Raw genomic sequence first — 21,657 nt, 5'->3', positions numbered from 1 at the left:
TTGTTAGTACTGCAGCCAATCCTGATGCAGTTTATTTGGTGTGCCTAAGTAATCCACCATCCATTGAATCAACTTGTGATTGTCATCTTTACGCCACACCAAACAACATTGGCTCAACGGTTTATCATCCTCCAGGACTTTTTCCACTAGCACACCATCGTGGATCAGTGGCATGGCAATATGGCGCGGCATGTAACCGACTCCTACTCCATTCTTCAGACATTCGATCGCGCTATACCAATTAGGTAACAGCAGACGACGCTGTTTCGGATAATGACCAGTATGACGTTTTGGCAGCACGTTCGAGGTATCATCGAGACAGATCGCCGGAAATTGACTCACAAACTCTTCTGTCAGGACTTGCTGGCGAACACAAGGGTGCGCAGGTGACATAACAAATGCCCAATCCAATACCCCCATGTCTTTTACTTCAAAATCACCCCCAACTGGAATCGCTGACGTTGCACCGACGACAATATCAGCACGCCCTTGGGCAATCGCTTCCCATGAGCCGTTAAACACTTCCATGTTGATTTGCAGCTCAGCAAATTCAAACTCACGATAAAAATCTTCAACCAAAGGCTTAAGCTTATCGAGCTTAACCACGTTATCCAGTGTGAGCTTCAATGTTGACTGCCAACCATGTGCCGCGCGGCGAGTTTGCGCTTTCACTTCAGCCATTTGTCGTAGCATTAAACGCGCTTCTTCAATGAACAGCTCTCCAGCTGGTGTCAGTTCCACTTTTCTCGGTAATCGACGGAACAACACTACATCGAGATCTTGCTCTACTTGACGAACACCGTAGCTGATCGCAGAAGGGACTTTATGCAGCACTTCAGCAGCCGCAGTAAAACTGCCCAATCGAGCAACGGTATCGAGCATTTCCAGTGAAGACTTGGAGAACATGATTTCGACCTTTCAAAATTTTTGATTGATAACCAATAATTTTAGCGTTTTATTTTCTTAAAATCGAAAAATAGAATGGCGAGGTAAATAAATCAGGGTTGGCGCCAACTGATATTGACTAAAAAATGATTAAATAATTTGATTGGTTGAATCATGAAAATATCAAAACTACAACTCGTTTACCTTGCAGCCTTGTCTATGCTTGGCTTTATTGCGACCGATATGTACCTACCTGCGTTCAAAGCGATGGAAATCGACTTTGCAACAGGTCCAGAACAAATCGCACTTTCACTAACCGTATTTCTTGTTGGTATGGCTTTTGGTCAATTGATGTGGGGCTTGGCTTCAGACAAATTTGGGCACCGTAATACGCTGGCAGCTGGTTTAGTGCTGTTTACTGTTGCTTCCTTCGGTCTCGCATTCAGTGAGCAAGTGTGGCAACTATTAGCACTGCGCTTTGTTCAAGCAATTGGTGTCTGTGCCCCAGCTGTTATTTGGCAAGCGATGGTGATCAAACGTCACTCTAGCAGTAGCCAACAGATTTTTGCGACCATCATGCCACTGGTGGCTCTGTCTCCAGCATTAGCACCTCAGTTAGGTGTACTGCTCGCAGATAGTTTCGGTTGGCACAGCATTTTTGTAGCGTTGACACTGATGGGCGTACTGCTTGTCGTTGCGACAATGGCGCAAAAAAATGACAAGGCAGAAACAAAACAAACCAGCATGTCGTCTGACATCAAAGCACTTCTAGGATCTAAAACTTACCTAGGCAACGTGTTTATGTTTGCAACGGCATCTGCAGCTTTCTTCGCTTACCTAACGGGTATGCCAGAAATCATGTCTCAACTCGGCTACGAAGCAAAAGACATCGGTTTGAGCTTTATCCCACAAACCATTGCTTTCATGGTGGGTGGTTACCTAGGTAAAGTTGGTGTTCGCAAATTTGGTGATGAAAAAATTCTGCGTCAGTTGATCGGTTTATTCAGTGTTGCCGCGTTGCTTATCTTTGTAGCTTCGCAGTGGGAATTGACCTCCATCTGGCCAATCCTAGCGCCTTTCTGTTTGATTGCGGTAGCGAATGGTGCACTGTACCCAATCGTAGTAAACCGTGCATTGGCAAGTGCGAAGCAAAGCCCTGCAACCGCAGCTGGTTTGCAAAACAGCCTGCAAATTACCGTGAGCAGCCTATCAAGCGCACTAGTAGCAGCGATGGCAAGCCAAGCTCAGATGGTAACGGGTGTTGCAATCATCATCTGTATGGGTGGTCTATGGATGGGTTACATCTTGTCTAACCGTGAATTATCTAAACACTTCACAACTCCAGACAATGCTCGCGTAGTGAGTGAAGACGAGCTTTAGATTCAATTCAAAGTCATCTTAATTAAAACAAAGAGCCGCTGCTGAGCGGCTCTTTTATTCTGTGATAGTAACAATAAGCAACGAACTTACATGCTCTTCAGTCCCCACTTTTCAGCGGTTTGCTCAAAGAAGCCTTGAGTTTTCTTCAACTCAACCCAATGATTGATGTAATTAATCCATACTTGATCATCTTGAGGTAGCAGCATCGCAATAGGGGTAGGCTTACGAGGCTCCTTCACCGGCACTATCGCCAGTTGCTTAAACTTGGTCACCAACGTTGCCGCTTCTACATTGGATGTTACCGATACATCAGCGCGGCGAGCTAATAATTCTTGGAAATCACGCGCAGGCGCTTCAATCACAATATGTTGTGCAGATGGAAAGAAATCTTTGACCATCTTTTCTTGCACTGTCCCCAGCGTAGCCGCCACTTTTACATCAGGTTTGTCAAAGTCAGCCCAATCAGAGAACTTCGCTAAGTCTTTCTTTTGTACAACAGGAACAAACGCAAGGTAGAAATACGGTTGGCTATAACCCGCAACTTTCGCTCGTGACATATTCAATGATGCACTACCCGTAATATCGTATTTGTTGGCAGTAATGCCATTGACTAGCGTTTTCCAATCGGTCGCGACGTATTCCACCTTAACACCAAGATCTTTAGCAAGCTCAGAGGTGACGTCGATATCAAAACCACGATAGCTATTGGTCGCTGGATCTTTCATCGTCATCGGATTCCAATCCCCTGTCGTCCCGACACGCAACACACCTTTATCTAAGATCTCTTGTAGACGACTTTCTGCATGAGCGACTTGAGTTATCGCAAGCAAACACATTCCTAGCGCAAGCAAAGTTTTTTTCATTTTCTATTCCCTTAAAAGAATGACGGTAGGAGATATTCCCTTTAATTATTAACCATTAGTACGGCTTCATTGATAACATAGCAGCAACAAAGGAAGTTTTTTAGTCAGTTCAGGGAGTAAATGTGAACTATCGACATCTATGCTTAGTTTCGCTGCTGTTTCTCACCGGTTGTTCCGATTATCAGTGGGGCTGGTATGTGCTTGACCCATCAACCGAGCAAGGGCTGACAAACATCAAGTTTTTGGTCGCCGGTTTTAATGACACGATCCAAGTGTCACTACTCAGCATGCTGTTTGCAATGACCATCGGATTGCTCATTGCTCTTCCCGCCCTTTCTGACTCTCCAGTGCTCAAGTGGATCAACCGCGTTTATGTGGAAGTGATCCGTTCTATTCCCGTTTTGGTATTGTTGCTGTGGGTGTATTACGGAATGCCAACGTTACTCGATGTATCCTTAAACCACTTTTGGGCAGGTGTCATTGCGCTAACTATCGCAGAAAGTGCCTTTATGGCGGAAGTATTTAGAGGGGGAATCCAAGCCATCAGTCGCGGACAACACGAGGCAGCGGAGTCATTAGGGTTAAACTACTGGCAAAAAATGCGCTTAGTGATCCTTCCACAAGCATTTCGCCAAATCTTACCGCCGCTGGGGAATCAATTCGTTTATATCCTTAAGATGAGTTCGTTAGTCAGCGTAATCGGTCTAAGCGACTTAACAAGGCGTGCTAATGAATTGGTCGTGAATGAGTACTTACCATTAGAGATCTATACATTTCTCGTCTTAGAGTATTTGGTGCTGATTCTTTTGGTCTCTCAAGCGGTTCGCTGGCTAGAAAAACGCATAGCGATTCCGAGTCACTAAACTCTCCCTTTCACAACACTAGATACAACAAAGCCGCTCAGATGAGCGGCTTTGGTTTATTTCGGTTAAAGAAAGCAGCTGAGGCTTACTTTTGTTTTACCGGGCGTTGCCAACCGGTAATTTTGCGCTCTTTCGCACGAGTAATCACAAGCTCACCTTCTGCAACGTCTTTGGTTAATGTCGTACCAGCACCAATCGTTGCACCATCAGCAATCGTCACTGGCGCAACAAGCTGGCTATCTGAGCCAACGAAGACGTCGTTACCAATGATGGTCTTAAACTTGTTCGCACCATCGTAGTTACAAGTGATGGTACCTGCACCGATGTTAGTACGTTGACCGATCTCAGCATCACCTAGGTAAGTCAGATGGTTCGCTTTAGAGCCTTCGCCGATACGTGCGTTTTTCACTTCTACGAAGTTACCTACGTGAGAATCGTTACGCATTTCTGCGCCAGGGCGTAGGCGTGTGAATGGACCAACTGTACATTCTTCACCAACTGTTGCACCTTCAATCACACTGTAAGGACGAACCACCGTGTTATCATCGATTTCACAGTCTTTCAGTACGCAACCAGCACCGATTACGACGTTATCACCCAGTGATACTTTACCTTCGATGATCACGTTTGCATCGATTTCACAATCCATACCGCATTGCAGTTCACCGCGTAGGTCGAAACGTGCTGGATCACGCAGCATTACGCCTTGCTCTAATAGCTTCTGTGCTTGCATTGATTGGAATGCACGCTCAAGACGAGCCAGTTGAGCACGGTCGTTAACGCCTTCTACTTCAATCGCGTTTACTGGGTGCACAGCCTCAACCGCGCGACCTTCATCGTGTGCTGCCGCGATAACGTCTGTTAAGTAGTATTCGCCTTGTGCGTTTTCATTATTTAGACCAGCAAGCCAGCGTTTCAGGTCACCACCTGTCGCCACCAGCACACCGGTATTACATTCTTTGATGAGCTTCTGCTCTTCTGTTGCGTCTTTTTGCTCGACGATCGCCACTACTGGACCATTTTTGCGAATGATACGACCGTAACCCATTGGGTTGTCTAGCATCACTGTTAGTAGTGCAATACCGCCTGTTGGTTGTGCATCTAATAGGTTTTCAATCGTTTCAGCTGAAATCAGTGGAACATCACCGTAAAGCACCAGTACTTTTTCATCGTCTTCAAACTTCGGAGACGCTTGATCAACCGCGTGACCTGTACCTAGTTGCTCCGCTTGCAGTACCCAATTAACCGGCTCTTCTGCTAGCGTTTGCTGCATTTGATCACCACCGTGACCATATACTAGGTGGATGTTTTGTGCACCAAGACCTGTACATGTATCGATAACATGTTTTGCCATTGGCTTCCCTGCCAAAGTGTGTAGCACTTTAGGCATGTTTGAATACATACGGGTACCTTTACCCGCAGCAAGGATCACAGCACTGAATTTCATTAATAACCTATTGACGTTCTATTTTAATTGGGCGTTATTTTAAACACCTTGGAAGGATTAGTTAATGGTGAGATGTAAATTTCCAACTAAAATTAATCAAAAAGGCGACCAATTGGCCGCCTTTTTCATGCAACGTTGCTAATTGAGCTTAGCGACGCTTTTTGGTCAGCTCGATAACTCGTAGCTGAGCAATGGCTTTAGCCAGTTCACTGGCCGCTTGTGCGAAGTCCATGTCACCATGCTGATTCTGGATTTGCTCCTCAGCGCGGCGCTTGGCTTCTTCTGCCTTCGCTGCGTCTAGATCTTCACCACGAATCGCAGTATCAGCCAGTACTGTAGCAGTACCAGGCTGAACTTCGACCATACCACCAGAGACATAAATGAACTCTTCGTGGCCGTGCTGTTTCACAATACGCACCATACCAGGCTTAATAGCGGACAGCAGCGGAGTATGACCGTGGAAAATACCCAGTTCACCTTCGCTACCGGTCACCTGAAACGTTTCTACACGACCAGAGAAAATACGTTTCTCAGCGCTTACTACGTCTAGGTGAAAGGTTATTGGTGCCATATCGCCTCCTAGTTAGCCTTATAGCTTCTTCGCATTCTCGATAGCATCGTCAATCGTACCGCAGTACATGAACGCTTGCTCTGGAATGTCATCGTATTCACCAGCTAGTAGACCTTTGAAGCCACGTAGTGTCTCTTTAAGAGGTACGTAAACGCCTGGGTCACCTGTAAATACTTCCGCTACGTGGTAAGGCTGAGTTAGGAAACGCTCAATCTTACGTGCACGAGATACAACTTGCTTATCTTCTTCAGATAGCTCGTCCATACCTAGAATCGCGATGATATCTTTCAGCTCTTTGTAGCGCTGAAGTGTCTGCTGAACGCCACGAGCTGTGTCGTAGTGCTCTTGACCAACTACTAGTGGGTCTAGCTGACGAGAAGTCGAATCTAGTGGGTCGATCGCTGGGTATAGACCCATAGCTGCGATGTTACGGTTAAGTACAACCGTTGCATCCAAGTGCGCGAACGTTGTTGCTGGAGACGGGTCAGTCAAGTCATCCGCAGGTACGTATACCGCCTGTACAGACGTGATAGAACCTTGCTTAGTTGACGTGATACGCTCCTGAAGTACACCCATCTCTTCTGCAAGAGTTGGCTGGTAACCTACCGCAGAAGGCATACGACCTAGAAGTGCTGATACCTCAGTACCTGCAAGCGTGTAACGGTAGATGTTATCAACGAACAGAAGTACGTCACGACCTTCGTCACGGAAACGTTCTGCCATTGTTAGACCAGTCAGTGCAACACGTAGACGGTTGCCTGGTGGCTCGTTCATCTGACCGTAAACCATCGCTACTTTAGATTCTTCAGGATTCTCAACGTTTACAACGCCCGCTTCCTGCATCTCGAAGTAGAAATCGTTACCTTCACGAGTACGTTCACCAACACCAGCAAATACTGATAGACCTGAGTGTTGAAGTGCGATGTTGTTGATAAGCTCCATCATGTTAACGGTCTTACCTACACCTGCACCACCGAATAGACCGATTTTACCACCCTTAGCGAATGGACAAACCAAGTCGATTACTTTAACACCAGTTTCTAGAAGTGCTGTTTCGTTTGATTGCTCTTCGTAGCTTGGTGCTTCACGGTGAATAGAGTAAACCTCTTCTGCACCGATCTCACCACGCTCATCAATCGCGTCACCTAGGACGTTCATGATACGACCTAGAGTTTTAGTACCTACTGGTACTGAAATTGGAGCGCCAGTGTTAACCACTTCAACGCCACGACGTAAACCATCAGAGCTACCCATTACGATACAACGAACTACGCCACCGCCTAGCTGTTGTTGAACCTCAAGAACTAGACGCTCTTTAGATTCTGTAACGTTTAGAGCGTCATATACACTTGGTACTTCGCTCTGTGGGAACTCTACGTCGACTACCGCACCGATGATCTGTACGATCTTACCTGTAGCCATCGTTAATCCTCTAAACTATTTCGTTTTACCTAAGCTTAAACCGCAGATGCACCACCAACGATTTCCGATAGTTCTTGTGTGATCGCAGCCTGACGGGCTTTGTTGTACACAAGTTCTAAATCTTCAATCAAGTTGGTTGCGTTATCCGTTGCAGCCTTCATCGCAATCATTCGAGCCGCTTGCTCACAAGCAAGGTTCTCAACCACACCTTGGTATACCTGAGACTCTACGTAACGCACTAGAAGTGTGTCTAATAGAGGTTTTGGCTCAGGCTCATAGATGTAGTCCCATGAGTGCTCACGCTGCATCTCTTCGCTGTCCGATTTAGGCAAAGGTAGCAATTGATCGATCGTTGGTTGCTGAATCATAGTGTTCACAAACTTGTTGAACACCACATATAGACGATCCAGTTCACCTTCATCGTATTTCTTAAGCATTACGCCAACAGAACCGATTAGGTCTTCTAGACTTGGGCTATCACCCAAACCAGAAACCTGTGCCGCAACTTTTGCGCCACCATGTTTAAAGAAAGCTGTTGCTTTTGAACCAATTACAGCCAGTTCAACTTCAGCACCTTTCTCTTTCCATGATTGCATGTCTGTAACGGCTTTCTTGAACACGTTAATGTTCAAACCACCACACAGACCACGGTCTGTCGAAACGATGATGTAACCAACACGTTTAGCTTCACGCTCTTCTAGGTACGGATGACGGTACTCTAGGTTTGCGTTAGCCACATGACCGATCACTTTACGCATTGTTTCAGCGTATGGACGAGAAGCTTCCATTGCGTCTTGAGAACGACGCATTTTTGAAGCTGCTACCATTTCCATCGCTTTCGTAATTTTCTGAGTGCTTTTAACACTACCGATTTTATTACGTATCTCTTTTGCGCCGGCCATCGTTACTCTCCGTTAGTTGGTGGCAGAAACTGCCACCGACCTAATTACCAAGTTTGGGTTGCTACGAAGTCGTCAGTCAGTTTCTTCAACTGAGCTTCAACTTCATCGTTGTATGCACCCGTCTTGTCGATCTCAGCTGCGAATTCAGCGTATTGACCGCGAGCGTACGATAGTAGAGCCGCTTCGAAATCTAGCAGTTTGCTTAGTTCAACATCTGCTAAATAGCCGCGCTCTGCCGCGAAGATTACTAGTGCTTGGTCAAATACAGACATTGGAGCGTACTGCTTTTGCTTCATTAGTTCTGTAACTTTTTGACCGTGGTCTAGCTGTTTCTTCGTCGCTTCATCAAGGTCAGACGAGAACTGCGCGAATGCCGCTAGTTCACGGTACTGAGCTAGTGCAGTACGGATACCGCCTGATAGCTTCTTGATGATTTTCGTCTGAGCTGAACCACCTACACGAGATACTGAGATACCTGGGTCAACCGCTGGACGTACACCTGCGTTGAATAGCTCAGTTTGTAGGAAGATCTGACCATCGGTAATCGAGATTACGTTAGTCGGTACGAATGCTGAAACGTCACCTGCTTGAGTTTCAATGATAGGAAGAGCAGTTAGAGAACCAGTCTTACCTTTCACTTCACCGTTAGTGAAACGCTCTACGTACTCTTCGTTTACACGAGCTGCACGCTCTAGTAGACGCGAGTGTAGGTAGAATACATCACCTGGGAATGCCTCACGGCCTGGTGGACGTTTTAGTAGTAGAGAGATCTGACGGTAAGCTACCGCTTGCTTAGATAGATCATCGTAAACAATCAGTGCGTCTTCACCGCGATCGCGGAAGTATTCACCCATCGCACAACCTGCGTATGGCGCTAGATATTGTAGCGCTGCAGATTCAGAAGCAGATGCAACAACAACGATAGTGTTAGCTAGCGCGCCGTGCTCTTCTAGTTTGCGAACTACGTTAGCGATAGTCGATGCTTTCTGACCGATTGCTACGTAGATTGAGAAAATACCAGAGTCTTTCTGGTTGATAATCGCGTCGATCGCCATTGCTGTTTTACCAGTCTGACGGTCACCGATTACAAGCTCACGCTGACCACGACCGATTGGGATCATTGAGTCAACTGATTTGTAACCAGTTTGCACAGGTTGGTCTACCGATTTACGGTCGATTACACCTGGTGCGATTACTTCTACAGGCGAAGTCAATTTAGCTTCGATTGGACCTTTACCATCGATAGGCTCACCTAGTGTGTTCACTACGCGACCTAGAAGTTCTGGACCAACTGGCACTTCAAGAATGCGACCAGTACCTGTAACTTTCATGCCTTCCTTAAGGTCAGCATATGGGCCCATTACTACCGCACCAACCGAGTCACGCTCAAGGTTAAGTGCTAGTGCATAACGGCCACCCGGTAATTCAATCATTTCACCTTGCATCACGTCCGCTAGGCCGTGGATGCGGATGATACCATCGCTTACCGATACGATAGTACCCTCGTTGCGAGCTTCACTAACAACTTCGAAAGATTCGATACGTTGTTTGATCAGATCGCTAATTTCCGTGGAATTAAGTTGCATGCTCCAATCCCCATTAAGACTGCAATGCATCGCTCAGGCGGTTCAAACGACCACGCGCTGAGTCATCGATGACTAGGTCTCCGGCTCGAATAATAACCCCACCAAGTAGGGTCTCATCTACACTGCAATTCAGCTTCACTTTGCGTTCAAGACGCACTTCAAGTTTGCTGCCAATGTTTGCAAGTTGTTCATCAGAAAGTTCGCTTGCTGAAATTACTTCAACATCGATTTCTTTCTCATGCTCTTTCTTCAATAGGAAGAATTGCTCACAAACATCAGGAAGGGCCGTCAGACGACCATTCTCAGCCATTACCTTAATCAGGTTTTGACCGTGCGCATCAACTTGTTCGCCACAAACTGCAACAAAGATTTCTGCCATTTTGTCAGCAGAAACAGAACCCGTTAGAAGTTCATTCATTTGTTCGTTTTTGGCAACTTCAGCAGCAAAAGATAGCATTTGACCCCATTGGTCTAGCTGATCTTTGTCTACAGCAAAGTCGAAGGCTGCTTTAGCATAGGGGCGTGCGATTGTAGTCAAATCAGACATATGCGCCCCCAGACTTAAAGTTTTGCAGTAATGTTGTCGAGAATATCTTTCTGAGCGTCTTTATCGATAGTACGCTCAAGGATTTTCTCAGCACCAGCTACAGCCAGAGTAGCAACTTGTTTGCGCAGCTCATCGCGTGCACGATTACGTTCAGCTTCAAGTTCTGCTTCCGCTTGCGCTAGGATTTTCTGGCGTTCTGCCTGAGCTTCCTCGCGAGCTTCATCAATAATTTGAGACTTACGCTTGTTCGCTTGGTCGATGATCTCAGTTGCTGTGCGCTTCGCTTCTTTCATCTGATCAGAAGCGTTGGCTTGTGCTAGATCCAAGTCTTTTGCAGCACGTTCCGCTGCTTGAAGACCATCAGCAATTTTCTTCTGACGCTCTTCGATCGCTTGCATCAATGGTGGCCATACATACTTCATGCAGAACCACACAAATAGTGCGAACGAGATTGCTTGACCTAGCAGAGTTGCGTTTATGTTCACAACAGCTACCCCTCTATTTGGACTTAGTGTTAATCAGTGACAAGCCTGAGCTCGTCCCGAGTTAAAGGTGATTAACCTAGTTGACCAACGAATGGGTTTGCGAATGTGAATAGTAGCGCGATTACGATACCGATCATTGGAACCGCATCAAGTAGACCTGCGATGATGAACATCTTAACTTGTAGCATAGGAGCCATTTCTGGTTGACGTGCTGCACCTTCTAGGAATTTACCACCTAGTAGTGCGAAACCAATCGCTGTACCAAGAGAAGCAAGACCGACGATAATACCTACGGCGATTGCAGAAAAGCTCAGTAAAGTTTCCATTACTATCTCCAATTTATAGTTGTTGGCTTAGTGCCCAAATAAAAAGCTTAAAAAATTAATGATCAGAATCTTCGTGTGCCATTGACAGGTAAACAATTGTCAACATCATGAATACGAAGGCTTGAATCGTAATAACCAAGATATGGAAGATTGCCCACGGTAGTGAACCCATCCATTGCAAGTACCATGGTAGCATTGCCGCACAAAGAATGAATACAACCTCACCCGCGAACATGTTACCGAATAGACGCATACCAAGTGATAGAGGCTTCGCTAGTAGCGATACCACTTCAATCAGTAGGTTAAACGGAATCATCAGTGGGTGATTGAATGGATGTAGTGCAAGTTCTTTTGCGAATCCACCTAGACCTTTCACTTTGATGCTGTAGTAGATCATCAATGCGAAAACGCCTAGAGCCATAGCCATGGTGATATTCACATCAGCAGACGGTACAACCTTAAGATAAGGGATACCTAGCCAATGCTCTGCTGGGTACGGTAAGAAGTCGATAGGAACTAAGTCCATCACGTTCATCAAAAATACCCAACAAAAGATAGTCAGTGCTAAAGGCGCGATCAGTGGGTTGCGTCCATGGAACGTGTCTTTGACGTTTTCCGCGACAAATTCAACGATCATTTCTACAGCACACTGAAGCTTACCCGGTACACCCGCTGTTGTTCTCTTCGCTACTTTGTAAAAAATTCCGAGGAAGATTAAACCAGTAAACCAAGAAAAAAACAGGCTATCGATATGTACGTTCCAGAAACTTGTCTCCTCCGCTACTAGACCTAACTTGTAAAGAGATAGGTTAGTAAGGTGGTGGGCAATGTAACCGGACGATGTTAGCGCTTCACCTGGCGCAGCCATAACTCATCCTATTTTTTGTTGTTAATGAATAGCACTGGTGCACAGATATTAATACCTAGTACCAGCAAATAGGTTAGTTTGAGGGGAACAAGTTCCACCTGCATATACATGTAGGCTACGTAGAACAACACAACCGTGATGAGGATTTTCAGAACTTCGCCTGTATAGAAAGAAGCCGCGATACGCTTGGCAGCGCGAGCCCCACTAAACATAAAAGCACATAACGCAAAGACAGCATTGGCAACAACAAAAATGCCCCCACCAACCAGCGCTGAAATTCCCCATTCAGGATTCACGGCTATCGCCATTCCTGCAGCCACAAAAATAACCGCGCCAGACTGGATCATTAACAATTGCTTTGCGAGCTCTCGTCCTGGTCTAGCTAACGCAGCTACCATGTATTCGTACCTCTAGTAATATCCACTTTGCACTAAACTCTCTGTGCAGGGAAATTGGCGAAAATTATACGGTGAGAACAATTGAATGCAATTATATTGCATCAAAAACTTACAGTTTTGTTTACAATCCGACAACTTTCACACAAAATTCGATTATTTTGATTAATTGACCTAAATCAATTATCTCATCTAGGCCTCTAGCTTGGCAATCAGTTGATCCAATTTGTGAGGCTCATCAAGACTTATCGTCACTTTCGCTTTGCCGTTTGCAGAACGAACCAAAGAAACTTTAGCATCAAGCAGTTGACTCAATTTATGCGACATTTGCTCTGCTTCGATATCTTCTTGTTGAGCTTTTTGCTCATTCTGTGGGGCTAAGCACTTTTTTACTAACTGTTCGGTTTGGCGAACAGTCATTTGCTTCTTAGCTACTTGTTGCGCCACTTCGACCTGCTGTTCGCCTTCTAACGCTAACAGAGCTCGAGCATGACCCATTTCCAATTTTTTATCTGCAACCAGACCTTTTACATCAATTTCCAACTGATTTAGACGTAATAGGTTACTCACGGTCGTTCTTGATTTTCCGATCACATCGGCCACTTGCTGATGTGTCAGCGTGAATTCATCTTGTAGACGTTCAAGCGCTTGCGCTTCTTCAATCACGTTCAAATCTTCGCGCTGAATGTTTTCAATCAACGCCATCGCTATCGCAGCACGGTCTTCGACCTTTTTCACCAAACAAGGTACACGTTTTAGACCGGCTTGCTTTGCCGCACGCCAACGACGCTCACCAGCGATGATTTCAAACTGACCGCTTGCCACTTGGCGAACCACGATTGGCTGAATAATGCCTTGCGATTGAATCGAAGCGGCTAGTTCTTCTAGCGCTTCTGGAGCCATATCTTTACGCGGTTGGTAAACACCCGGCTGCAATTGACCAATAGCCAAATCAGTCAACTCGCCATCAGCCGACAACGCTTGGCTTTGCGATGCAATGTGCTGTTTTTCACGAGCTAACGAACTGGTCGACAACAACGCATCCAGTCCTTTTCCTAGACCACGCTTAGACATAGGAGGAATTCCTTAGGTTAGAGTTAAACTGGGATTTCTTCGCGGCGGAGCATTTCGCCCGCTAAAGCAAGATACGCTTTGGCGCCAGCTGAGTACTTGTCATAGTACATAGCCGGTTTACCGTGGCTCGGCGCTTCGGCCAAACGCACATTACGTGGGATCACAGTACGGTAAACTTTACTACCAAAGTGTTTTTTAAGTTGATCGGATACTTCATTAGATAGGCGGTTACGTGGGTCGTACATGGTACGCAGTAAACCTTCAATTTTGAGGTTCTCATTGACCACGGCCGCTAACTTGCTGATTGTATCCATAAGAGCAGTTAAACCTTCTAACGCAAAGTATTCACATTGCATCGGCACCAGCACAGAGTCGGCTGCGGCCATTGCGTTGATTGTAAGAAGGTTTAGAGAAGGAGGACAATCAATAAAGATGAAATCATAGTTATCGCGAACTGGCGCAAGGGCGTTTTTGAGACGAACCTCACGCGCGAACACTTCCATCAATTTGATTTCTGCAGCAGTCACGTCACCGTTCGCTGCAATCAGATCGTATTTCCCAGTGGTTTGTGTGCAAACCACTTGATCAAAAGGGGTATCTTCAACCAAAAGATCATACGCCGTCGCGTCAACCATGTACTTGTCGACACCACTAGCCATAGTAGCATTGCCTTGAGGGTCGAGATCGATCACCAAAACTTTGCGCTTTGTTGCCGCCATCGAAGCTGCTAAGTTAATGCACGTTGTTGTTTTGCCGACCCCACCTTTCTGGTTGGCGATTGCTACAATTTTACCCACGATTACCTCGCTAATTTTCCTTGCGCGATAAGATTACTAGATGACGATCACCTTCCAACTCAGGAACAGCTAAAGATATGATCTCCGTCACACTACACCATTCAGGAAGCTGATCTATTTCATCTTTAGGGTGTTGTCCTTTCAATGCAAGAAACACCCCTGAATCTTGTTTAGGCAAATGATGACACCATTCCACCATGTCCGTCATTGAAGCAAAAGCTCGACTCAAAACGCCATCAAATTTTTCTTCTGGCTGGAATTCTTCAACGCGACTTTGAATTGGTGTCACATTTTTCAACCCAAGTGCGTGCACAACTTGCTTGAGAAAACGAATGCGCTTACCAAGGCTATCGAGCAAGAAGAACGTCTTCTCAGGGTTCATGATTGCGAGTGGAATGCCAGGTAAACCAGGTCCTGTTCCAACATCGATAAAGCGCTCACCCGGTAAGTGAGTGCTAACGATGATGCTATCAAGGATATGTTTCACTAACATCTCAAGCGGATCACGGACCGACGTCAAGTTGTAAGCTTTGTTCCACTTGTCGAGCAATTCGACGTAACCGACTAACTGCTCGCGTTGCTTTTCAGACACTTCTAAGTCGGTTTGTGCGATCAGCTCGTCTAATCTGGTACGTAAAGCGCTCATTATTCTTCCTCACCTTTCTTCAGCAAACCGTGCTTCTTCAGGTGAACAAGCAAAATAGAAATCGCCGCAGGGGTAATGCCCGAGATGCGAGATGCAATACCAATGCTTTCTGGTTTCGCTTCTGTCAGCTTTGCAACGACTTCATTGGAAAGACCTTTCACGTCTTTGTAATCCAAATCAGCTGGCAACTTAGTGTGCTCATGGCGCAGTGATTTTTCGATCTCTTCTTGTTGACGCTTGATGTAACCATCGTACTTAACCTGAATTTCAACTTGCTCAGCAGCTTGTTGATCTTCCAGTGCCGGAGCAAAAGCTTCGAGCTCGGTCAATTGTGAGTATGAGATCTCTGGGCGACGAAGAAGATCCTCACCACTTGCTTCACGCGCCATTGGCGTTTTCAGCAGCTTGTTTAATTCATCGATACCAATTGAATTTGGATTCATCCAGGTCGACTTTAGGCGTTGGCGCTCAGTTTCCATGTTGTCGATTTTTTCGTTGAAACGTGCCCAACGAACATCATCAATCAAACCAAGTTCACGTGCTTTTTCCGTCAAACGCAAATCGGCGTTATCTTCACGTAGCAACAAACGGTATTCCGCTCGAGACGTGAACATTCGGTACGGTTCTTTGGTACCCATGGTCGACAGATCGTCAATTAGAACACCCATGTAAGCTTGGTCACGACGAGGGCTCCAGCCTTCTTTGCCTTGACTGTGCAAACTTGCATTAAGACCAGCCATTAAACCCTGTGCAGCGGCTTCTTCATAACCTGTTGTACCGTTGATTTGCCCCGCGAAGAACAAACCATTGATGAATTTGGTTTCGTACGTTTGCTTCAAATCACGAGGGTCGAAGAAATCGTATTCAATCGCATAACCAGGACGAACAATGTGTGCGTTTTCAAACCCTTTCATTGAGCGAACGATTTGAACTTGAACGTCAAACGGCAAACTGGTGGAAATACCATTAGGGTATAACTCGTGCGTCGTTAAACCTTCTGGCTCAATAAAGATTTGGTGACTGTTTTTATCCGCAAAGCGCATCACTTTGTCTTCGATAGACGGACAGTAGCGTGGACCGATACCTTCGATCACACCAGCGTACATTGGGCTACGATCAAGGTTATTACGGATCACTTCATGAGTTTGCTCATTGGTGTGAGTGATAAAACATGGGATCTGACGTGGATGGTGCTCACGTTTCCCCATAAACGAAAATACAGGTGTCGGGTTGTCACCATGCTGCGCTTCTAGCACTGAGAAATCAACGCTTCGAGCATCAATACGCGGTGGCGTACCTGTTTTTAATCGATCAACTCGGAATGGTAGTTCACGCAATCGATCCGCCAATGCTATCGATGGTGGATCACCAGCACGACCACCGGATGAACTTTCCATACCAATGTGGATCTTACCACCAAGGAAAGTACCAACCGTTAATACCACAGCTTTCGCGTGGAATTTCAGCCCCATTTGTGTCACAACGCCAACCACACGATCTTGCTCCACAATCAGATCGTCGACCGATTGCTGGAACAGAGTTAGATTTGGCGCATTTTCTAATGCGTTGCGTACGTATGCTTTGTATAGAGCACGGTCTGCTTGAGCTCGTGTAGCTCGAACCGCTGGACCTTTGGAAGCATTTAGCGTTCGGAATTGAATACCTGCATGGTCAATGGCTTCAGCCATCAGACCGCCCATAGCATCCACTTCTTTTACTAAGTGACCTTTACCGATACCACCAATCGCCGGATTACAAGACATCTGGCCTAATGTATCGATGTTATGGGTAAGGAGAAGGGTTTTTTGTCCTGTGCGTGCAGATGCGAGCGCGGCTTCCGTTCCTGCGTGTCCGCCACCAACAACAATGACGTCAAAGTTTTCGTGATAAAGCATGAACTGACCTCAGGTATTCAAAGGATTTAATGGACAGATAAAAAAGAGCGGTATTTTACCTTTTTTATCTATGAGAGAGAATCGTTTTCTCGCTTTTCACATTTTAGACCTTAAGACTATATATATAAGATCTATATATATGATCTTTTATTGGATCTATTATTAGGATCGCAAGTTTCTGTGGATAACTGGAAAATGATCAACAAGATCATGGATCTTCTTTGGATCAAATCTTGTGATCATGATTTGATCTGATCGAGGATTTCCTGAGATCAAAATCGATGGTTATGCACAGGGCTAAAAAAAGATCTAAGTTGTTATTTGGATAACTAAAGGAAAGTCACTGGATCTTACCTTACTTATCCACAGATGTTTTGGGTGTTTTTTGAGCGGTTGAACGGTGTTGGCTGATAGGAGTTATTCACAAAGAGGAAAAACAGAGCCGTAATTCGGCTCTGTGAAAGGGGGATTAAGCAGAAAAACGTGCGAGGTTCTCGTTTAACCAAGCTTCTGCTGCGTCTTCAGGTACATCATGGTTAAGCACGTCTATTTTCAAGCAATCTGCTAAAGGTGTTGCACCAATATCTTCTAGTAGGTCATATGCATGCTGACCTGCTGCACAGAATGTATCGTAGCTTGAATCACCAATTGCGATGACGGCGAACTTCACATCCGCCATTTTTGGTGGCGTATTTTGCAGTGCGTTGATGAAAGGTTGGATATTGTCTGGATATTCACCTGCACCGTGAGTTGAAGTGATAACTAACCAAGTGCCTCGATTCTCGATCGACGACAACTCTGGTTGATTGTGGATCGTTGTTTCCAATCCGTTCTCATTGAGTAGATCACTTAGGTGATCACCAACGTATTCCGCACCACCGAGAGTACTGCCTGTAATAATGTGGATCATGTGTCTTCCTTTATAAGTCATACCAACGACAAGTTGCAGTTGTTCGTCAGTACAAAAAGAAACGCGGTGTTAAGCTTATGCCTGACACCGCGCGTTTTACTATTTACCGATACAGAATGAGGAGAAGATTCGTCCAAGGAGGTCATCGGAACTGAACTCTCCGGTAATCTCGTTCAAGTGTTGCTGAGTGATACGCAGTTCTTCTGCCAAAATCTCGCCAGCCATGAAGCCTTCAAGCTGTTCTTGACCTATTTGTAGGTGCTGAGCTGCACGTTCTAATGCATCGAGATGGCGACGACGAGCCATAAAGCCGCCTTCCGTATTGCCTGAGAAGCCCATACATTCTTTTAAATGGGTGCGTAAAGCATCCACACCTGTGCCTGTTTTTGCCGAAAGACGAATTAACGTTGGATCATTCACATGGCAGATCCCCATTTCTTCACCGGTTTGATCCGCTTTGTTACGGATCACCGTCATTCCAATATTGTTTGGTAGGCGATCAACGAAATCCGGCCATATGTCTTTTGGATCCGTGGCGTCAGTCGTGGTGCCATCTACCATGAAGAGCACACGGTCCGCTTGGGCTATTTCGTCCCATGCTCGCTCGATACCGATTTTCTCAACCTCATCTGAAGCATCACGCAGACCGGCAGTATCAATAATGTGTAGAGGCATGCCATCAATGTGAATGTGTTCACGCAGTACATCACGTGTTGTACCGGCAATATCAGTCACAATTGCAGACTCTTTGCCTGACAGAGCATTCAGAAGGCTAGATTTACCCGCATTAGGACGACCTGCAATCACGACTTTCATACCTTCACGCATGATGGCGCCTTGGTTTGCTTCTTTACGCACAGCATCTAGGTTATCGATGATGGCTTGAAGATCGGCTGATACTTTTCCATCGGCAAGAAAGTCTATTTCTTCTTCAGGGAAATCGATCGCTGCTTCAACGTAAATTCGTAGGTGAATCAACGACTCCACCAGCGTTTGAATACGTTGTGAGAACTGACCCTGCAGCGATTGCAATGCTGATTTTGCCGCTTCTTCTGAGCTTGCATCGATCAAGTCTGCGATCGCTTCAGCTTGCGTTAAGTCCATCTTATCATTCAAGAATGCACGTTCTGAGAATTCGCCAGGACGGGCTGCACGAACACCATCAATGCCCAGAATACGTTTAATTAGCATGTCCATTACAACAGGACCGCCGTGACCTTGAAGTTCTAGAACGTCTTCGCCAGTGAACGAATGTGGGTTAGGGAAGTACAGTGCAATGCCTTGGTCTAGCACGGTGCCATCTTCCGCTTGGAATGGCAGATACTCTGCGTAGCGAGGCTTTAGCGTTTTACCTGTGACTTCTAGTGCCACTTTATTGGCCTTAGGGCCTGAAACACGAATAATGCCGACACCACCACGACCGGGTGCGGTAGCCTGAGCGACAATCGTATCTGTAGTCATAATCTTGCCTTTTGAGCTGGGCTATAGGGTTTTACAGACCTAGGGAGCCAGAACCAATTAGTTAGCTGAATTGTAATCAGCCAAAAACAAAAAGGCGACCTTTTGGCCGCCTTTCTTATGCTTTTCTATAAAGGTTTACTTAGTGTGTAAGCCTTTTTTCTCCAGCGCTTTGTAAATCAAAGTCTGCTGGATCAGCGTAACGATGTTCGACACCAACCAGTATAGAACTAGACCTGATGGGAAGAACAAGAAGAAGAAGGTAAACATAACCGGCATAAAGGTCATGATCTTCTGCTGCATTGGATCCGTTACTGTTGTTGGGCTCATCTTCTGGATTAGGAACATTGACGCACCCATCAGTAGCGGCAGGATGTAGTAAGGGTCCTGTGCTGAAAGGTCGTGAATCCAACCAAAGAATGGTGAGTGACGTAGCTCAACAGATTCCATTAGTGCCCAGTATAGAGCGATGAAGATAGGCATCTGTAGGATAAGAGGTAGACAGCCGCCCAGAGGGTTCACTTTCTCTTTCTTATACAGTTCCATCATCTCTTGGCTCATGCGCTGACGGTCATCACCGATGCGCTCACGCATAGCTTGTAGCTTAGGCTGTAGCATACGCATTTTCGCCATAGACGTGTATTGCGCTTTCGTTAGTGGGTACATTGCACCACGAACGATGAAGGTCAAACAGATGATTGCTACACCCCAGTTACCCACGAAGCTTTGGATGAAAGCAAGCAGTGAGTGAAGTGGTTTAGCGATGAACCATAGCCAGCCGTAGTCCACTACTAGGTCTAGGTTTGGTGCTACTGCAGCCATTTCTTTTTGCAGTTTAGGACCAACCCAAAGCGTTGCTTCAAACTTCGCTTGATCACCCGTCGCGATAGTTTTGTTTGGCATACGTACGCCGATATCACCTAGATTACCAATCACGCGAGTGTACAGGTTAGTACCTGGTTCGTTACGTGGGATCCAAGCTGCAGCGAAGTAGTGTTGGATCATTGCTGCCCAACCTTGACCATCTGCTAGGTTGAGAGACAAGTTGCGATCCTGCATGTCTTCAAAGCTGTATTTTTTGTAACGAACGTCTTCTGTTGAGTAAGCACCGCCACGGTAAGTTGGCATTGTGATGCTACCACCAGCGTCCATTAGGTTTTGACGCAAGTGAGCGTACATACCAAATGTTGCGTTGTTACCAGAGTTGTTCACTACATCGTATTCCACGTTCAGCGCGTAGCTGCCACGTTTCAGTACGTAAGTTTTAATGTATTCGATACCGTTTGCAGTGAACGTCATTGGAACGCGTAGTTCGTCTTGACCGTCAGCCAGTTTAAAGCTGTCTGCACTTACGTTGTAGTGAGGACGGTTAGTGCTGCTTAGGTCGATACCTTGAGGACCCACTAGACCGCTTTGCGCGATGAACTGGTGACCTTTAGTGTCTTTTAGCAGAACGAATGGATCTGATGAATCAAGTTCAGCAGAGTATTTGTTAAGGTCGGCATGTACCACATCGCCACCAACGGTGTCGATCGACAGAGTTAAAACATCAGTCGTTACTGTGATAGTTTTTGCAGAAGCTTGCTGTTGACCTGGAACTGGGTCTAGCTCATCAGCAAAAGATGGTGCAGGTAGAGTACTGCTTGATTGAGCCTGTTCAACTGCTTGAGGTGCTGGGTTCTTTGCTACTTGCCACTGTTGAAACAGCAAGAAAGAAACCAGTGCCAGAGCAATGAGCAGGATATTACGTTGAGAATCCATCGTTAGTTATCTCTGTCTTGTTTTTGGACTGGTGGAACGGGGTCATACCCCCCTTCATTCAAAGGGTGGCATTTTAATAGACGTTTGCCTGATAACCAACATCCTTTTACAAAACCGTGAGCTCTCAAAGCTTCTAGCGCGTAAGTGGAACAAGTTGGTGTGAACCGGCAGCGAGGACCAATCAGAGGGCTGATAAACCAGCGATAAAGATTAACGAGCCCAATGGCTATCCACGTGAAGGGCGAGACAGGCGATGCCATAGCTTATCAAACAACTTAAATAATTCCTCATTGCTTAAATCTTGCGCGCTTTTCTTCGCGATCACAACAAAATCTTTATTTGGAAGCTGATGTTGATTGTTACGAAAGCTTTCACGAGCCAAACGTTTAAAACGGTTACGACCGACAGCAGTTTTGATTTGCTTTTTCGGAACAGCTAAACCTAATCGTGGGTGAGAAAGTTTGTTATTGCGAGCAATGATGGTGAAATGAGGCGAGCCAGCTCGATGAGCTTGCTGGAAGACGTTTTGATAATGCTCGGGAGTTAACAAGCGTAACTCCCGATTAAACGCGTACG

Annotated in this window: 23 protein-coding genes; 2 read left to right on the top strand and 21 right to left on the bottom strand. The window is 45.9% G+C overall.

What is annotated here, in order from left to right:
• Nucleotides 1-3 precede the first annotated feature (3 nt).
• Complete coding sequence (punR, locus tag OH463_RS24405; RefSeq protein WP_005451018.1) at nt 4-906, bottom strand: DNA-binding transcriptional activator PunR; 903 nt, start codon at nt 904-906, stop codon at nt 4-6.
• Between the two features lie 153 nt (nt 907-1,059).
• Here punR and punC point away from each other — a divergent pair, with 153 nt between their 5' ends.
• A complete protein-coding gene (punC, locus tag OH463_RS24400) occupies nt 1,060-2,265 on the top strand; it encodes a purine nucleoside transporter PunC (RefSeq protein WP_009699672.1) in 1,206 nt (401 codons plus the stop codon).
• A gap of 86 nt (nt 2,266-2,351) precedes the next feature.
• On the opposite strand, the gene OH463_RS24395 is transcribed toward punC, so the two are convergent.
• A complete protein-coding gene (locus OH463_RS24395; protein ID WP_009699091.1) occupies nt 2,352-3,128 on the bottom strand; it encodes a transporter substrate-binding domain-containing protein in 777 nt (258 codons plus the stop codon).
• A gap of 122 nt (nt 3,129-3,250) precedes the next feature.
• Between OH463_RS24395 and OH463_RS24390 the strand changes: the two genes are divergently transcribed.
• On the top strand, nt 3,251-3,991 hold the full coding sequence (locus tag OH463_RS24390) for an amino acid ABC transporter permease (protein ID WP_005451021.1): 741 nt from the start codon (nt 3,251-3,253) through the stop codon (nt 3,989-3,991).
• 85 nt (nt 3,992-4,076) lie between these two features.
• Here the strand turns inward: OH463_RS24390 and glmU are convergent, their stop codons facing one another.
• From glmU to rnpA, 19 genes are all read right to left on the bottom strand, one after another.
• Nucleotides 4,077-5,438, bottom strand: a complete 1,362-nt coding sequence (gene glmU, locus OH463_RS24385; protein WP_017191013.1) for a bifunctional UDP-N-acetylglucosamine diphosphorylase/glucosamine-1-phosphate N-acetyltransferase GlmU — start codon at nt 5,436-5,438, stop codon at nt 4,077-4,079.
• Nucleotides 5,439-5,586: 148 nt separating this feature from the next.
• Nucleotides 5,587-6,009, bottom strand: a complete 423-nt coding sequence (locus OH463_RS24380) for a F0F1 ATP synthase subunit epsilon (RefSeq protein ID WP_005429758.1) — start codon at nt 6,007-6,009, stop codon at nt 5,587-5,589.
• A gap of 18 nt (nt 6,010-6,027) precedes the next feature.
• Nucleotides 6,028-7,431: a F0F1 ATP synthase subunit beta gene (atpD, locus tag OH463_RS24375; RefSeq protein WP_005451025.1), complete on the bottom strand. Its 1,404-nt coding sequence runs from the start codon at nt 7,429-7,431 to the stop codon at nt 6,028-6,030.
• A gap of 35 nt (nt 7,432-7,466) precedes the next feature.
• Entirely contained in the window at nt 7,467-8,333 is an 867-nt protein-coding gene (gene atpG / locus OH463_RS24370; RefSeq protein ID WP_005440806.1) for a F0F1 ATP synthase subunit gamma, read from the bottom strand.
• 44 nt (nt 8,334-8,377) lie between these two features.
• Nucleotides 8,378-9,919: a F0F1 ATP synthase subunit alpha gene (gene atpA, locus OH463_RS24365; protein WP_005451027.1), complete on the bottom strand. Its 1,542-nt coding sequence runs from the start codon at nt 9,917-9,919 to the stop codon at nt 8,378-8,380.
• A gap of 13 nt (nt 9,920-9,932) precedes the next feature.
• Complete coding sequence (atpH, locus tag OH463_RS24360) at nt 9,933-10,466, bottom strand: F0F1 ATP synthase subunit delta (protein ID WP_017191014.1); 534 nt, start codon at nt 10,464-10,466, stop codon at nt 9,933-9,935.
• 14 nt (nt 10,467-10,480) lie between these two features.
• A complete protein-coding gene (atpF, locus tag OH463_RS24355) occupies nt 10,481-10,951 on the bottom strand; it encodes a F0F1 ATP synthase subunit B (protein WP_005451032.1) in 471 nt (156 codons plus the stop codon).
• A gap of 71 nt (nt 10,952-11,022) precedes the next feature.
• Entirely contained in the window at nt 11,023-11,277 is a 255-nt protein-coding gene (gene atpE / locus OH463_RS24350) for a F0F1 ATP synthase subunit C (RefSeq protein ID WP_002540812.1), read from the bottom strand.
• A gap of 55 nt (nt 11,278-11,332) precedes the next feature.
• Complete coding sequence (gene atpB / locus OH463_RS24345) at nt 11,333-12,145, bottom strand: F0F1 ATP synthase subunit A (protein ID WP_005451034.1); 813 nt, start codon at nt 12,143-12,145, stop codon at nt 11,333-11,335.
• Nucleotides 12,146-12,153: 8 nt separating this feature from the next.
• Nucleotides 12,154-12,543, bottom strand: coding sequence for a F0F1 ATP synthase subunit I (locus OH463_RS24340; RefSeq protein WP_005440813.1), 390 nt, complete (start codon nt 12,541-12,543; stop codon nt 12,154-12,156).
• Between the two features lie 189 nt (nt 12,544-12,732).
• A complete protein-coding gene (locus OH463_RS24335) occupies nt 12,733-13,614 on the bottom strand; it encodes a ParB/RepB/Spo0J family partition protein (protein WP_009699096.1) in 882 nt (293 codons plus the stop codon).
• Between the two features lie 23 nt (nt 13,615-13,637).
• Nucleotides 13,638-14,411: a ParA family protein gene (locus OH463_RS24330; protein WP_005451036.1), complete on the bottom strand. Its 774-nt coding sequence runs from the start codon at nt 14,409-14,411 to the stop codon at nt 13,638-13,640.
• A 10-nt stretch (nt 14,412-14,421) separates the two neighbouring features.
• On the bottom strand, nt 14,422-15,057 hold the full coding sequence (rsmG, locus tag OH463_RS24325; protein ID WP_005451038.1) for a 16S rRNA (guanine(527)-N(7))-methyltransferase RsmG: 636 nt from the start codon (nt 15,055-15,057) through the stop codon (nt 14,422-14,424).
• Nucleotides 15,057-16,952, bottom strand: a complete 1,896-nt coding sequence (gene mnmG, locus OH463_RS24320; RefSeq protein ID WP_005451040.1) for a tRNA uridine-5-carboxymethylaminomethyl(34) synthesis enzyme MnmG — start codon at nt 16,950-16,952, stop codon at nt 15,057-15,059. The genes rsmG and mnmG overlap by 1 nt, the downstream gene beginning before the upstream one ends.
• A 469-nt stretch (nt 16,953-17,421) precedes the next feature.
• Complete coding sequence (gene mioC / locus OH463_RS24315) at nt 17,422-17,862, bottom strand: FMN-binding protein MioC (RefSeq protein WP_005451042.1); 441 nt, start codon at nt 17,860-17,862, stop codon at nt 17,422-17,424.
• A 99-nt stretch (nt 17,863-17,961) separates the two neighbouring features.
• Nucleotides 17,962-19,323, bottom strand: coding sequence for a tRNA uridine-5-carboxymethylaminomethyl(34) synthesis GTPase MnmE (mnmE, locus tag OH463_RS24310; protein WP_269992938.1), 1,362 nt, complete (start codon nt 19,321-19,323; stop codon nt 17,962-17,964).
• A 135-nt stretch (nt 19,324-19,458) separates the two neighbouring features.
• A complete protein-coding gene (yidC, locus tag OH463_RS24305; RefSeq protein ID WP_005451045.1) occupies nt 19,459-21,081 on the bottom strand; it encodes a membrane protein insertase YidC in 1,623 nt (540 codons plus the stop codon).
• 2 nt (nt 21,082-21,083) lie between these two features.
• Complete coding sequence (gene yidD, locus OH463_RS24300) at nt 21,084-21,341, bottom strand: membrane protein insertion efficiency factor YidD (RefSeq protein ID WP_005451046.1); 258 nt, start codon at nt 21,339-21,341, stop codon at nt 21,084-21,086.
• Entirely contained in the window at nt 21,308-21,631 is a 324-nt protein-coding gene (gene rnpA / locus OH463_RS24295; RefSeq protein WP_009699098.1) for a ribonuclease P protein component, read from the bottom strand. Before rnpA ends, yidD begins: the two co-directional genes overlap by 34 nt.
• Between the last annotated feature and the right edge of the window lie 26 nt (nt 21,632-21,657).

The organism is Vibrio sp. NFR, from assembly GCF_027587095.1.
In the GTDB taxonomy this organism is placed as follows: domain Bacteria; phylum Pseudomonadota; class Gammaproteobacteria; order Enterobacterales; family Vibrionaceae; genus Vibrio; species Vibrio harveyi.
This window is presented reverse-complemented; position numbering and strand designations above follow the sequence as displayed.